Here is a 14,692-nt window from a genome sequence, read left to right as displayed (position 1 = left end):
ATGTTGAAATTAGGATTTGATAAATGGATAATAGTGCTGACCGTCACCACGGCTGCTCTGCTCCAGACCATCGACTCGTCCATCGTCAACGTTACGTTGAACCAGATGATGGGGAATCTGGGGGCATCGCTGGGTGACATCAGCTGGGTGGTAACGGGCTACGCGGCCGCCAGCGCCATCATGATTACCATGTCGGGCTGGTTGAGCGCCAGGCTCGGCCGCCGTAATTATTTTGCCGCATCCATCATTGTGTTTACGATTTCCTCTATTTTCTGTGGATTATCGACCAATGTATGGGAGCTGGTGTTCTTCCGTGTGGTACAGGGTATCGGAGGCGGAGGCCTACTGACAACCGCGCAGTCCATCCTGATTCAGACCTTCCCGAAAGAAGACCTGGGTCTGGCCAATGCCATCTTTGGTATGGGCGTTATCATCGGGCCTTCTATCGGGCCTACACTGGGTGGGTACATTACCGACCACCTTTCGTGGAGCTGGATATTCTACATCAATATTCCGTTCGGGATACTCGCCACCTTTCTCACGTTCAGCTATATCAAAGAACCTGACGAGCCTGTACCCGCAGGTAAGATGGACTGGCTCGCACTCGTGATGCTCGTAATGGGTGTAGGTGGTTTACAGATTATCCTCGAAAAAGGACACGAAAAAGATTGGTTCGATTCGGGCTTCATAGTCATGATGAGCATCATTGCCGCCGTCGGACTGATAGGTTTCATCTGGCGCCAGATTATTGCCAAAATACCGATACTCGATTTAAGGCTCCTCGCCAGCAGACGGTTTGCCGTAGCCAACCTCTTTAACTTCATACTGGGTTTTGGTTTGTTTGCTTCGGTGTTTATCATACCCGTTTTTTGTCAGACCATCCTGGGCTTCACTGCCAGCCAGACGGGGCTATTGTTGATGCCCGGCTCGCTCATGACAGGCTTCATCATGCTCGTGGTGGGGGTTATCATGCGTAAAAACCTGATGTCGCCCATCTGGTATGCCGCCATCGGTTTCGGCTTGTTTGTGGCCTTCTGTTATGATTTATCCGGCCTGAGCCTTTCAACCGGCCCGGATGATTTCTTCTGGCCACTCATGATTCGCGGTATCGGCATGGGTCTGATTTTTATTCCGCTTATGACCATCACCGTGGCCGACCTCGAACCCGCCAAGATGGCGCAGGGCTCTGCCCTATCTAGCATGGTGCGTCAGTTGGGTGGTACTTTCGGTACAGCCATCATGACCACGTACATCTCTACACGTACGGTTTTTCATACCAATCGTTTAGGAGATAACCTCTCGGTTTACAACCCGATTTCATCCGACCGCATGAAGCAATTCATTGGCATGTTTATGTCTAGGGGCGATGCACTGGTAACCGCCACCGAAAAAGCCTACAAAATGATGTATGGCACCGTAGTGAAGCAGGCATTGGTACTCACCTATGCCGACACCTTTCTGGTGATAGGCGCGTTCTTTTTAGTCTGCCTGCCATTATTATTACTTTTTGCAGGCAAGAAAATAGAAGCCCCCGCCCACACCGAAATGGCAATGGAATAATTTTTTATTGTTTTGATAGATTGAAAAAGGCACGACGATAGTTGTGTCTTTTTTTGTGGGGTATATGATTGATTAATTTTTTGTAGAGCCGCAATGCATTGCGGCTCCGATGCTAGGCACTCCTATGTATTATAAATGAATGGCAGTTCGGCTAAATATAAATTTAGTCGCTGTGTCAGGCGTTCTTAGAACGCAAGCAGGAATTGAAATTAAGCACTGTCTGATTTCTACATTTAATATCGCCATTTCAGATAAGCCACAGAGCAGATAGGCTTTGAGCCGTATAGCAATACGGCTCTACAAAAGCCAATATTTATTCTTTGTTGTTTGGAAAGCTTTCTAGAACACTAGGTTAAATAAACTTTCACTCTTGGTTTTTTAAATAAACAACCAGACTTTCCACCTCCTGAGTAGTGAATTCAGGTATTACACAATCCATTTCCTTTAACCCTTCAAAGGTATTATATGAGCTGCGTTTGTTTAAACTACGAAAGGACTCACTCTTCAGCCAATCATTTATCCAATCAGCATTTTTATCTTTAATCAGATTTTCCAAGGATATTTTTGCAAAGCCCTCTTTAAAATTGCCATGACAACCAAAGCATTGCCTTTCATATATTATTTCTCCAATAACATCAGGATTACAAATTCCATTACAATTTTCATTTATATACAATGACGAAAAAACCTCTTTTACCACAGAGACATTTTTCTCATTTGTTACTGATGATGTTATGTTAAACTTATTACTGATTTTGCTTCCTCCTATATAAAGTCCCCAAAGACCTAAATTGCCGGACTTCGGCTTTATTTTTTGAACAATATATGAGCTTAAAGTATCAAAAGTTTCTTTGGAATCTTCCAAGTCAGTAAATTCGCCAACATACATGCCATAACTAATAAAAATTGTATCTTCTTGATTGGTATAACCATATACAGCCACATCAATACCTTGCAAATCGATTTTTGACCAGTCACTGGGAATCGAAACAACATAATCATCAATTTGAATTTGATTATTTGTCTTTTGCTTGCTACAACCAAAGAGGATTACTAAGAAAAGTAAAGTGATAACTCTCATATAACTTTGCCTTAATTTATTCTAAAATTTTACTTCGAAAAGTTCTCCTATAATTCCTTTTTACTCTCACGTTCGACTAAATATAAATTTAGTCAGTATGAAATGCTTTCTTAGAACGCATAAAAGAAAAATCTCTCCTCTGAATAACACTACCTCTTCCTCCGACTTCTGCCTCTGTAAATCGACAACAGATACGTAAGGTCACTTATGCTGGTTTTTAACTCGCCGATGTTAATCTTTTCTGAACCTTTCGGGTGATAATAAATCAGATAGTTATTAGTTGTTTTGCCTGTTCTCTCTATGCGTACTTCTTCTCCGATTACGTCTTTCCAGAGCACAAATTCCATAGAAACAGTCTGTATTCCCTTGTCATTGATAATAATTTGGGGGCGGCCATCTGTTGCATCTCTGTAACTCACATATATAAGTACCAGCCCCAGAACAATACCTATAATACCCGAGAAGTAATCAGGTTCTATCAATAAATTATAAGCCCCCCAACCCAGTAAACCGACACCCACTCCAACGTTACCCCATTTTATCCATTTTACATGGTAAATCTTCGTTTCTGCAGGCACATTGAAATCATCATAAAATACATCTTCTTCTGTGAACTTCTGCTCAAGTTCTTTCCATTTTTTCCGCTGTGCCGTAGTCCTTATCTCTGTTTTTTCAAAGAAACTGCCAGTCGGCCATATCAGTTTGTTCAATACCGCTTGTTTTTTAAGTTCATGTACATTTCTGACGTTCTCAAAAGCCCACAAGCGCCATTGGGTAATGGCAAAACTCCAGTACAACCAGCCAAGGCCATACGGCAGAAAAAATGCCAGCGCTATAAACCAGAGTGGCAGAATCTCAAGATAAATCAGATAACCGAAAAGCCCAAAAGAAAGGGCCATGATAGCGTAAGCCGGATAGTTTACTATCTGCTTGCCCCGAGCAATGGCTTGATTGACAGTCACATACATCATTTCAGATTTGCTTGGTAGCACAGCGTTTTGCAGTTTCAATTAACAGATTCGCTAATTACATCAAATTTGGGTACAAATAAAAACCTGAGTATATATTTTTACTGCCTCCTGCTTGAACATACTAAAAACAGGCTTTCCGTGTTCGGTAAATATCTATTTTGTCGGCGTATCAGACGTTCTTAGAATGCAAGCGGGAATTGAAATTAAGCACTATCTGATTTCTACATATAATATCGCCATTTCAGATAAGCCACAGGATAGGCTTTGAGCCGTATAGCAATACGGCTCTACCAAAAAAACCATTCTGATAGAGCCGCAATGCATTGCGGCTGGGGTGTAACGGCGCTCCTGATATCATTATATGCAGCCGACTAAATTCACACTACTTATCTTTCGTATAAACCCTTTTACCTCCTGAAATTTTGCCCATATTGGTGGAAAGCACACTACCATTAGCTATGCCACCTATGGTTGTTTTATCAATCTTCCAATAAACAGAATCATTTCTTACAAAATAAGTACCCTGAGCGGATGTAGTTCCCGAGCCAAAATTTTTGGTTTTTCTGATGTCAATTTCCTGACAGGTGGTTTCGGTTAAAAATTCAATGGTTGTAGTGCAGGTGGGGCCATAGATAAACTCGGCTATGTCGTCGGTGGTTGTCCAGCTTGTACCCACGTATTGGTTCTGTTCAACATCTTTCTGGCAGGCAACAGCAATCATTACAAGCAAAAGTGGTAGTGTTTTTTTCAGCATAAGTGTTAATAGTTAAAATATATAAAATTGTGAGAAGCCTTTCAGGGCTTGCCGGTAGGTGCAAAATCTCATCATTTTATGATGCCATCAATCGGATGATTGTTCCGCGGAAACCGACAGACAAAGTACTCGCTATACGTAGCTTCTTTTAAAAATCACAGCTATTGTTCAATTATACTGCAAAGTAAAATACGGAAGAAATATTTCCAAGTTTTTTAATCTTTCAATGTGCAGCGGATTCAAAATCAGGACTACCTCACCATATCAAACAACAGGTTTTCTCCTTTTACTTCAAAATCAAAATTATATTTATGCAGGGCATTAAAAACAGCTTTCGCCGTGCCTTTCTTGAATCGGTCATGCGTTTCAACAATTAAAGTACTTACATAAGGCAGCCATTCATCTTGCCCAGTTTCAAATACTTCTTTTTCAGCGCCTTCAATATCCAATTTCAGTAAGTCAATTGCTTCTAAATTATAGGTATCAATAATTTCTTTAATCGTAATGCTTCTTACGGTTGACTTGGCTGAATCATCCGCAGGTTGTAATCGGTATGCCCAAGCTCCATAGTTTAAATCTACAATTTTCAGATTTGTTGCCGAACCCCAGATACCTGCTTTAACACAAACAATGTCAGAATAGCCCGCTGTATTTTTTAGCAGCATCTCAAAGTTATCATCATCAGGCTCAATCGCGATGATTTTTGCTTCTGGAAACCGGTTTTTGAAATAAATTGTAGCCATACCGATATTTGCTCCACAGTCAACAATAATCCTGGGTTTCTTTGTATAATCAAAATTATATTCGTTTTTATAGAACACCTGTGTAAAAGCAGAGAAATCGGTGCTGTTGTTTCTTAAGTAGAACGGGAGTTTCAAATTGCGAAAAGTAAACCGGAGTATTTTCCGTCTGCTCAACAATGTTTTCGCAATCAAAGCAAGGCCATCGAAACCCAATCGCAATCGGTCTTTTATTCCATAGAACAGGAATTTACTGGTCTTCATATTATTATCAGTTGTGTGATTATATCTTTTTAGCAGTAAGCGTCGAAGATAGCCATTCTCAATTTATTTGCCATTTTCTCTGGATTAAGAAAAAATAAATTTAGTACAACCAGAAGAAAAATGGTAGTTAAACAATACCCATTACAGGTACCACCAGGCAGACAAAGTAATGGCTATACGTAAACTCTTTTTTTAGATCACACTTATTATTCATAATCAAAGCATCCCTCCCCTACCTCACCATATCAAACAACAGGTTTTCTCCTTTTACTTCAAAATCAAAATTATATTTATGCAGGGCATTAAAAACAGCTTTCGCTGTGCCTTTCTTGAACCGGTCATGCGTTTCAACAATTAAGGTATTCACATAAGGCAGCCATTCGTCTTGCCCAATCTCAAATACTTCTTTTTCAGCGCCTTCAATATCCAATTTCAGTAAGTCAATTGCTTCTAAATTATAGGTATCAATAATTTCCTTAATCGTAATGCTTCTGATGGCAGACTCAGTAGTTTCACTAATGGGCTGCACCTGATACGCCCACGCACCCAAATTACAATCAACTATTTCAAGATTTGTCGACGAACTCCAGATGCCCGCTTTAATACAAACAATATCAGAATAGCCCGACGTATTTTTTAGCAGCATTTCAAAATTATCATCGTCAGGTTCAATTGCGATAATTTTCGCCTCGGGAAACCTGTTTTTGAAATAAATTGTAGCCAAACCAACATTTGCTCCGCAATCCACAATAACCCTGGGTTTCTTCTGAAAAGGAAAGTCATATTCATCCTTATAAAACACCTGAGCGAAGGTAGAGAAATCTGTGCTGTTGTTTCTTAAGTAAAACGGCAATTTTAAATTATGAAACGAAAACCGGAGTATTTTTTGCCTACTCAATAATGTTTTCGTAACTAAAACAAGGCCATCAAATCCAAATCTCAATCGGTTTCTTAGCGCTCCAAATAGGTATTTGCCGGTTTTCATTTATCCGTTAAGGGATTAGTTAAATTGTTATATACCCCTAAACTAGATAATATCAATCTATTTTCAATTATTGGTCAGTAGATTTAATTTATACGAATACCCCACCACCAGAAAACCAACACTAATGCAGTACACCAATTGCCGGGGTCATCAGGCAGACAGATGCTTCCTTATCTCTTTCAGCAGTGCATTGGTGTAGCAGATCTGTACTTTAAATGAGTCGTCTTTTTCTGCTTTCAGTTTTTTTTCGCTCACAATTTTACCCTTGTAGGCAATGGCATAATAGGCAAACAACTGATTGTCTCCCTCAGCTACCGGTGCTGCGTATCCTGTAATTCCCAGCCCCCAGTCGCTTTCAAATAAGCGGCACACATTTAGTGCCATTTCTGTCGCTACTTTGGCCGATACACAATCACAAGCCAAGGCATGTATAGGTTCTACATGCAGGTGCTTAAACTTCTGCCCGATGTTATAGGCCGTTATGCCCCCCTGATAAAATTGAGAGGCGTCTTTCACGGTCGAAAAAGCAAGCTGCAAAGCACCCGAAGAAACACTTTCGGCCACTGCCAGCGTTTCCTTCTTTTTTATGAGTGTGTTTCTGATAAGCTCCAGGCTTGTATCATCAAATAAATTCATAGTGGTATATTCGTTATTCATATTCTGAATCCAGCGCATCTACACGTTTCGACTGCGACGACCCCTGCTGGCGTAAAAACACAGTAAAATAAACAATCACAAAAACAGCCAGAAATTCGCTCTGCCAGTTCTGGAACGACTCAAACCAGAAATCGCTGCCCTGTATAAAATCAGCAAAAGATTCAGGCCGCTGGTTTTTAAGCATTTCCTGTTTCTGATGATACCGGTAGCTGCCAAAAGTATGCGCCGCAAACGAACAAATAAAAAACAAAAACAACACGATGCTCAGCGAGTTGGAATACACCCACAAAAACACCCCTCCTTTCTTCACCATCCGGTGCGGGCTGCGCTTGCGGTCAGGCACTTTGTCTGACGGCTCATCGCCACTCATGGAATTTGATTCGGGTGACCCCACCTGAAACAGAAAAATACTGAACACCACAAATACAAACATCTGTAGAAACTCGCTCTCCCAGTTTTCAAACGTGGCCGACAGAAAATGCCCGCTTTGGAGGTAATGAAAAAACGTAACCGGAGGTGCTTCATCTGCTGCCAGTTCTTCATTGTAAACATGCCAGCCTGTCAGCGCCTGTCCGACCCAGAACAATAAAAACATCGACAAGAGTGCAATAGAAAGACCGTTTCTCTTCAAAAAAGACGCCTTTTTCATGGGTATTAATTTGAGTATCCTTAATTACAATTATGCGGTTTATAGCAATAAAAAAGAAGACCACCCGATTCTGTAGAATCCATTACACATCAATTTTGCTTCTGCATACATTGCTTACCCTTAAGTAGGGTATAATCAACTAAAAATGGTTCATTTCTAATGGTACACGTTTTTGTTTACTAAATGCAGTAGTTTTAATAAATTCTCTTATACCATATACAATGAAAAACACAAAATCAAATCCCTCAACTGCGCTGTCGGAACAAGACGGTGAAAAACTAAAAGAATTGTTCGTTGATAGCCTGAAAGACATTTACTGGGCAGAAAAACATTTAGTGAAAGCTTTAGCAAAGTTGGCCAAAGCCGCTACCTCTGAAGACCTCAAAGCAGCGTTCGAATCTCATCTGACAGAAACAGAAGGCCACGTGACTAAAGTAGAGCAAGTGTTTGAAGAAATCGGAGAAAAGGCAAAAGCCAAACATTGCCCGGCAATGGAAGGCCTGATTGAAGAAGGCAACGAAATAGTGGAGTCAACCGAAAAGGGCACTTTTGTAAGAGACTGCGGTTTGATTATTGCAGCTCAAAAAGTAGAGCATTATGAAATTGCATCTTATGGCTCGCTGAGAAATCTGGCAGGCATGCTGGGGTATAGTAATGCGGCTAAAGTACTGCAATCTGTTTTAGATGAAGAAAGTGCCGCAGACGAAAAACTTACCTCTCTGGCCGAGTCTCAGATCAACGCAGGAGCGCTTCAAGAATAAAAACAGCATTCAAGCCAAATAATTTTGGGCAGAAAACCCCATCCCAGCCTTCCCCAACAATGGGGAAGGAGTTAAAAGTCTCTCTCCCTACCGTTGGGGAGAGAGATTTAGAGAGTGGGGCGGCCGCCGCTGCGGTTGTTTTGGCACCAAATACTATTTTGCATCTTTTCTTTTTGAGACAGCTTCTTATCATTCCATATCCTTTATAAGATATAAGGCAACTGTTCTCCTTTACCATCTGCTTTTTACCCTTTGCCCTCTGCCCCATGCCCTAGCCTATCCCGCTTTTGTCCCAAACAGCCCCACAGATTGTCGTTTTCAGGCACCGGAGTTTTGCGTATATTGCATTTACTTTGTAAATAAAAAAATGCAACGATGGAAACTCCGAAAATAACCTTTGCAACCGAACTGTTAACAGCCGGAAAAACGGCCACCGGACTTGAAGTTCCTCCTTTAGTGGTCGAGCAATTAGGCACAGGCAAACGCCCACCTGTAAAAGTGACCATCAATAACTATACTTATCCTAGCACTGTGGCCGTTATGAATGGCCTATTCATGCTGCCTGTAAGTGCGGAGGTAAGAGAGAACGCGGGTATCAAAGGAGGCGACATTATTGAAGTAACAGTTGAACTCGACAACCAGCCGAGAGTTATTGAAGTACCGACCGATTTCCAAAATGCTTTAGACGGGAATCCGGCGGCGAAACAGTTTTTCGAAGGCATCTCAAACAGTAACAAGAAATATTACATCGGCAGTATAGAACAGGCCAAAACTGCCGAAACCCGCAGTCGACGTATAGAGAAAGCCGTTGCAGATCTGGAGCAACAAAAGAAAATATAAATGCTAGCCGGAGCGGGCTTTGGCAGAAAAGCCTGCTTTTCTATTTATCCTTAAAATCCGGGGTACCGTTAAATAGATTTTTATTGAATCAGTAATCAGATTTTTACAACTTTGCCAAATTAGGGTATCCACACAATCTCCGCAACCAGAGTCTGAATATCCTTATTCTGAAACAAATTAGCTGTAGACCAATTAAATCAACACGAATCACTCAATCAATTAAAATCTCTATCATGAAAAAACTCACAACTCTTTTCATTGTGCTTTGCTTTGCCTGTGCTGAAAAAGAAGATCCCATGATTATTTCAGACGCCAGTATTCAACTGAAATACGACGGCAAACATCAATTTACTATAAAAAAAGGCACTTCACCCATTGCCAATGCTGAAATCACCTGGAAAAGCAGTGACGAAAAAGTAGGCACCGTCAACATCACCGGCAATTTTTCCGGCCGTAAAATCGGTAAAGCCGAAATAACCGCAGCTACCAAAAATGGCACCATCAAATCCAGTGTTGAAATTACCCCTTACAGCACACTCTATACTGAACCCGCGCTGGATTTCAACCAAAGTAAGCAGACAATCAAGTTGAAAGAAAAACGGAAACTGATTTATGAGGATACGGATAATCTGCTCTATGAAGGTGAAAACAGCAGTGTCGAATTGGTATTGTATTCATTTATTAACAATAAGCTAGATGTCTGCGGCCCGGTCTTTAACTCAACAAACGCAGTTATGATTGAAGTAGCTACTTTCCTGAAGGAAAGGTACCCCTTGTATTCAGTAATAGATGGCGATGTTGTTTTTCTTGACGACAGCAAAATGTACGGAATCATTCTTAGTGTCGACTCCGACTTTGGCCTGGTTGCCGTTTATGCTGCCAATGACCCGAATAGCAGAACAACCCCAAAAACCGATAATACGGCTAAATTCAAGAAAACTATTGCCCGGTTGAAAGGTAAATCACTATTTTAAATCTCAGAAAACAGAATAAATATTACAGCTGATCCGGTTGCGCAAAAAGAGTCCGTCTCAAAAAAACAAACTAAATAATCTTTAGGCAAAACCCCATCCCAACCCTTCCCCAACAGTGGGGAAGGACTTAAAGTCTCTCTCCCCACTGTTGGGGAGAGAGATTTAGAGAGTGGGGTTATCGTAGTACCAAGTATTACTCGTCTTAACTAAACTTTTAAGATCAACTCTTTTTATATCTAAAATAGAAATAAGCTCAATTATCGTTAAAAACCTCAAATTGTTTCAGCAGAGGTATCAGCTTAATACCCTTTTCCGACAAGCTGTATTCAATGTGCAGTGGTTTCAGTTGTATGGTGGTTTTCAGAATGTAACCATTCTCGGTCAGGTCTTTCAGCGTCACAGACAGCGTTTGTTTGTTAGCACCTTTGATTTTTCTCAGAAACTCGCTGAAACGGGTTGTACCTGAAAAATGCAGACGAAACAGAATTTGCAACGCCCATTTACCTGTCAGCAATTTCAATACTTCCTCCGCATGGCATTTTGTTACGTTACCATCCATCGGGCATACATTATTAAAGTTTAATCCGGTAGTAGTAGTGGTCATATTTTTCTGACTTATTGACTTTGAATCTGCTTCATTGCACATTTGCAACATAATTTCTAAACGAATAGGTTCATGTCAGAAACAATTAATTTATTTACGCCTTACGAGGGTAAACTTAAACTCAAAAATAGAATTGCAATGGCCCCCATGACACGCAGCAGGGCCATAGGCAATACTCCGAACGACCTCATTGCTGAGTACTATAAACAAAGAAGCTCGGCCGGGCTGATTATTACAGAAGGAACTGCCCCCAGCCCCAATGGTTTGGGTTATGCACGCATTCCGGGTATTTTCAGCCCCGAACAAACCGAAAACTGGAAAAAAGTTACGCAGGCAGTACATGCCGAAGGCGTAGTTATCTTTATGCAGTTAATGCACGTAGGCCGCATTGGTCATGCCGCCAATTTACCGGCTGGTGCACAGTTACTGGCGCCCTCAGCCGTTGGCGCCGAAAGCCCCATGTGGACTGATACCCAAGGTATGCAAACCACCGAGACACCTAAAGCCATGACAACCGAAGAGCTTAAAGCCACCATTGAAGAATTTGCACAGGCTGCCGCCAATGCTGTAGCAGCTGGTTTCGACGGCGTCGAACTACATGGTGCCAATGGTTACCTGTTAGAACAATTTCTGAATCCGGGTGTAAATCAACGGACAGATGAATATGGCGGAAGTGTGGAAAACAGAGCCCGCTTTGTGATTGAAACGACAAAAGCCGTAGCTGAAAGGATAGGTGCTGATAAAACAGCCATACGCTTATCGCCCTATAACAACTTTAACAGCATGCCCGCGTATGAAGAAACCGTGGCAACTTACCAATACCTGGCCGAAGAACTAAACAAGCTGGGCATCGCGTATCTGCATGTGATTGACTACGCAGCAAGGGCTACAGAAGAAGGCCGTGCATTACTGAAAAATATCCGGACTAAATTTACATCAACATTGATATTGAATGCAGGCTATACCAGAGAAAGAGCCGATAAAGCCCTGCAGAATCAGGAAGCCGATTTGATATCATTCGGAACACCTTTTATTGCCAATCCTGATTTACCGAATCGCCTGGCTAATGGCATTGCACTTGCCCAGCCCGATACCAATACATTTTATACGCCTGATGCCGTAGGTTTTACTGATTATCCCGTAGCAGGATAAGACTGAATCTGGTGAAGAAACGAACACAAAAAGCCGTCTGGATATCTGTTCCGACGGTTTTTTTGTGTTCACACCTCACACCCAAACGTAACCTGAAAGCCGTTCAGGTCTTTAAAGACAATCTCTTTTTTACCGTATTCCGTTTCAGGATTTACCTCAATCACTTCGGCAATGGCTTCTATGGGGGCTATCAGTTCATCAATAGAATCAACATCAAAGTACAGGCCGGCATTTTTATTGAGCGAGGCATCCTCGTTGCCCTCCGGATACAGCATAAACCGGGCGCCCTCCCAGTCGAGCAAAGCCCAATCCATTCCGCAGCCCGGCTCGGCATGCGTACCCAGGCATTTAAACCCCAGTTTCAGATACCATTGAAGCGTTTGCTCCACATCCGGTACCCGTAGAAAAGAAAGACAAGTAGCCATATTAATCCGTATTTAAGATTTTCCAGAAAACCTGTATTGGTATAAAAATACATCAAATCAGGCAATTCGTCAACACATGTCTTAAATTCGGTTGATGCCCAAACACACAAAAGCCTCCCATACGAGAGGCTTTCATTAAACAAATTCCTGATTATTGCTTTTTATTTAAAGCTTACGGAGTGGTAGTTGCTGAATCTACCGGCATAGCGACAGTACAGCTCTGGCCACCAAAATTAATCAAAAATGAAGCGGTACCTCCGGTAGAAGGTGTACCCGTTACATTAAAAGTAAGATGACCTCCACCCAGAGCAAGTGTACCCGGGGTTAGCGTAGCAGAAAGCCCGGTAACACCAGTAGATGAAATACCCGAGCCGGTGGTATAGGTGATACCATTACCACCGGAATAAGGTACATCGAATGTACTCGTGTAAGCGGTATCTCCTGTAGCTCTACCCGCAAAAGTAGCATCTGTACAGTTAAGTCCGGAAATCGTTCCTACAATAACCTGATTGTCATCATTTTCATCACAAGCCTGCAACGACAAAAGCGCGATCAGACTCAAACCCAAAATTTTAATAATTTTCATAACATTCATTTTTTTGATGTACGTATCTAAAGGTTAAAAATTCCATGCCATACTGATTAAGAGGTAGTGTTTCCACAAAATCACGGGGATATAGTACCTGAATCAGGGGTATTTACGGCAAATAATTCAGCACTAGGCCAATGGCATGAGCCGTAATCAGGAGTTGTCCGGGGAAACAGAAATAGATTTAAAACCTGAATCCGCTGGCGTAGTTCATAAAAAAAGCCTCGTTTAAGAGGCTTGTAAGCTATATAACGAATGGGCATCTATTCCCCCACCGGCTCAGGATTATTGGGAGAACCCATTACAGGCATGGAAACCGTACAGACTTGTCCGCCGAAATTTACCACGAATGACGCCATACCGTTTGTAGCAGGGGTACCTGCCACCGAATAAGTAAGCATACCTGAACCGGTAGCAAGCGTACCGGGAACCAGAATAGCCGAAAGACCCATAACACCGATGGACGACACGCCACTATTAGAAGTATATGTGCTGCCGTCTCCCCCCGAATAAGGTACCGTAAACACGCCGTTATAAGTAACACCCGCCGAAGCCGTACCCGAAAAAACGGCACCCGGACACGTCAGTTCTGATATACGCGCGGAGCCTTCCGAAACTTCAACTTCCTTTTCACAGGCCTGCATTGCAAACATGGCCATCAGGCCCAATCCGAGAATTCTAATAGTTTTCATAGCATTATTTTTTTAGATGTGTGGATGCTGCATTAACAAAAAAATCTATGCCATACCCGGCGGTTATACCGCATACAAAATCTTATTTGTACTTTATCAGCCAAGTGCAGATTAGATATTCTATATTTGTTCAGATAAAAACCCCGGATACAGATGCCATTATTTCTGAAAAAAGAGATAATTGATATATTCAACAAACTATTGAAAACACATGAGCGGAGATCAGTTTAATATTGCTGTCCTGATAGATGGAGACAATGCTCAGGCAAAATTAATCAAGGAAATATTATCCGAGGTTTCCAAGTATGGCAAGGCCACTATCAGAAGGATATATGGCGACTGGACAAACACCGGCATGAAAAGCTGGAAAGACGTGTTGAATCAGTATTCTATTAATCCGATACAAAAATTCTCTTATACAACCGGCAAAAATTCAACCGACAGTTCGCTTATTATTGATGCCATGGATATTTTACATGGTAAAAGTATTAATGGGTTTTGTATTGTGTCCAGCGACAGCGATTATACCGGCCTTGCCAAGAGGATCAGAGAAGAAGGACTTTTCGTGATGGGAATCGGCAGAACCATTACGCCAGCCGCATTTGTTAATTCTTGCGACATCTTTACTTTTTCAGAGAACCTGATGGCCGAATCTGAAATAACAGACAACTCCGTCCCGGACAGAAGAATTGCCAAACAAAGCAAAATTAACCAGAAAGAAATAGTCAAGACCTCGCACACAAAGAAAATCTCTGAACTCGACGAAAGTATCATTGACAAAGCTTTTGAAATATCTACAAGTGAAGAAGAAACCTCTGTTTCGAACATTGGGCTTTCGTTAAGAAAAATTGACCCCAGCTTTGACTCCAGAACCTACGGCTTCAAAACGCTATCCAAACTATTAGAAACCCTCGATAAATACGAAGTTGTCAAGAAAGAAATCAACGGCATCAATCACCCACTTTTAAGACTGAAGCAGGTTTGATTCGATTCT

17 protein-coding genes are annotated in these 14,692 nt (G+C 41.7%); 6 read left to right on the top strand and 11 right to left on the bottom strand.

From position 1 onward, the window contains the following. Window positions 1–1,560 carry a DHA2 family efflux MFS transporter permease subunit gene (locus AC1RRY_RS18075; RefSeq protein WP_492822011.1) on the top strand — a complete coding sequence of 520 codons (1,560 nt, stop codon included), beginning with the start codon at window positions 1–3 and terminating at the stop codon, window positions 1,558–1,560. A 364-nt stretch (window positions 1,561–1,924) separates the two neighbouring features. Here the strand turns inward: AC1RRY_RS18075 and AC1RRY_RS18070 are convergent, their stop codons facing one another. The 7 genes from AC1RRY_RS18070 to AC1RRY_RS18040 form a co-directional block, all read right to left on the bottom strand. Continuing rightward, a complete protein-coding gene (locus AC1RRY_RS18070; protein ID WP_492822013.1) occupies window positions 1,925–2,641 on the bottom strand; it encodes a hypothetical protein in 717 nt (238 codons plus the stop codon). 149 nt (window positions 2,642–2,790) lie between these two features. Continuing rightward, window positions 2,791–3,633 (bottom strand): hypothetical protein, encoded by an 843-nt coding sequence (locus AC1RRY_RS18065; RefSeq protein ID WP_492822015.1) that lies wholly within the window; start codon window positions 3,631–3,633, stop codon window positions 2,791–2,793. 361 nt (window positions 3,634–3,994) lie between these two features. Then, complete coding sequence (locus AC1RRY_RS18060) at window positions 3,995–4,366, bottom strand: hypothetical protein (protein WP_492822017.1); 372 nt, start codon at window positions 4,364–4,366, stop codon at window positions 3,995–3,997. A gap of 251 nt (window positions 4,367–4,617) precedes the next feature. Then, entirely contained in the window at window positions 4,618–5,370 is a 753-nt protein-coding gene (locus AC1RRY_RS18055) for an FkbM family methyltransferase (RefSeq protein WP_492822019.1), read from the bottom strand. A gap of 232 nt (window positions 5,371–5,602) precedes the next feature. Beyond that, window positions 5,603–6,355 (bottom strand): FkbM family methyltransferase, encoded by a 753-nt coding sequence (locus AC1RRY_RS18050; protein WP_492822021.1) that lies wholly within the window; start codon window positions 6,353–6,355, stop codon window positions 5,603–5,605. A 150-nt stretch (window positions 6,356–6,505) separates the two neighbouring features. Next, window positions 6,506–6,991, bottom strand: coding sequence for a CinA family protein (locus tag AC1RRY_RS18045; protein ID WP_492822023.1), 486 nt, complete (start codon window positions 6,989–6,991; stop codon window positions 6,506–6,508). A gap of 13 nt (window positions 6,992–7,004) precedes the next feature. Beyond that, window positions 7,005–7,661 (bottom strand): DUF6766 family protein, encoded by a 657-nt coding sequence (locus tag AC1RRY_RS18040; RefSeq protein ID WP_492822025.1) that lies wholly within the window; start codon window positions 7,659–7,661, stop codon window positions 7,005–7,007. Window positions 7,662–7,882: 221 nt separating this feature from the next. Here AC1RRY_RS18040 and AC1RRY_RS18035 point away from each other — a divergent pair, with 221 nt between their 5' ends. The 3 genes from AC1RRY_RS18035 (at window position 7,883) to AC1RRY_RS18025 (ending at window position 10,236) form a co-directional block, all read left to right on the top strand. Continuing rightward, entirely contained in the window at window positions 7,883–8,422 is a 540-nt protein-coding gene (locus AC1RRY_RS18035; RefSeq protein ID WP_492822027.1) for a YciE/YciF ferroxidase family protein, read from the top strand. A gap of 375 nt (window positions 8,423–8,797) precedes the next feature. Further along, a complete protein-coding gene (locus AC1RRY_RS18030) occupies window positions 8,798–9,262 on the top strand; it encodes a YdeI/OmpD-associated family protein (protein WP_492822029.1) in 465 nt (154 codons plus the stop codon). A gap of 233 nt (window positions 9,263–9,495) precedes the next feature. After that, window positions 9,496–10,236, top strand: a complete 741-nt coding sequence (locus tag AC1RRY_RS18025; protein WP_492822031.1) for an Ig-like domain-containing protein — start codon at window positions 9,496–9,498, stop codon at window positions 10,234–10,236. A 253-nt stretch (window positions 10,237–10,489) separates the two neighbouring features. Here AC1RRY_RS18025 and AC1RRY_RS18020 read toward each other — a convergent pair whose 3' ends face one another. Beyond that, window positions 10,490–10,840 carry a winged helix-turn-helix transcriptional regulator gene (locus tag AC1RRY_RS18020; RefSeq protein ID WP_492822033.1) on the bottom strand — a complete coding sequence of 117 codons (351 nt, stop codon included), beginning with the start codon at window positions 10,838–10,840 and terminating at the stop codon, window positions 10,490–10,492. Window positions 10,841–10,912: 72 nt separating this feature from the next. Here AC1RRY_RS18020 and AC1RRY_RS18015 point away from each other — a divergent pair, with 72 nt between their 5' ends. Further along, window positions 10,913–11,992 carry an alkene reductase gene (locus AC1RRY_RS18015; protein WP_492822034.1) on the top strand — a complete coding sequence of 360 codons (1,080 nt, stop codon included), beginning with the start codon at window positions 10,913–10,915 and terminating at the stop codon, window positions 11,990–11,992. A gap of 68 nt (window positions 11,993–12,060) precedes the next feature. Here AC1RRY_RS18015 and AC1RRY_RS18010 read toward each other — a convergent pair whose 3' ends face one another. The 3 genes from AC1RRY_RS18010 to AC1RRY_RS18000 form a co-directional block, all read right to left on the bottom strand. Continuing rightward, window positions 12,061–12,417: a VOC family protein gene (locus AC1RRY_RS18010; protein ID WP_492822036.1), complete on the bottom strand. Its 357-nt coding sequence runs from the start codon at window positions 12,415–12,417 to the stop codon at window positions 12,061–12,063. Between the two features lie 172 nt (window positions 12,418–12,589). Beyond that, the gene (locus AC1RRY_RS18005; protein ID WP_492822038.1) at window positions 12,590–13,003 is read right to left on the bottom strand and encodes a hypothetical protein; all 414 of its coding nucleotides are present in this window, start codon (window positions 13,001–13,003) and stop codon (window positions 12,590–12,592) included. A 266-nt stretch (window positions 13,004–13,269) separates the two neighbouring features. Continuing rightward, on the bottom strand, window positions 13,270–13,698 hold the full coding sequence (locus tag AC1RRY_RS18000) for a hypothetical protein (protein ID WP_492822040.1): 429 nt from the start codon (window positions 13,696–13,698) through the stop codon (window positions 13,270–13,272). Between the two features lie 211 nt (window positions 13,699–13,909). Here AC1RRY_RS18000 and AC1RRY_RS17995 point away from each other — a divergent pair, with 211 nt between their 5' ends. After that, complete coding sequence (locus tag AC1RRY_RS17995; protein WP_492822042.1) at window positions 13,910–14,683, top strand: NYN domain-containing protein; 774 nt, start codon at window positions 13,910–13,912, stop codon at window positions 14,681–14,683. Window positions 14,684–14,692: the final 9 nt, after the last annotated feature.

It is taken from the genome of Emticicia sp. GW821-FHT11C11 (genome assembly GCF_058808615.1).
The sequence above is the reverse complement of the archived record's forward strand: the minus strand, read 5'-3'. Positions and strand labels throughout refer to the sequence as shown.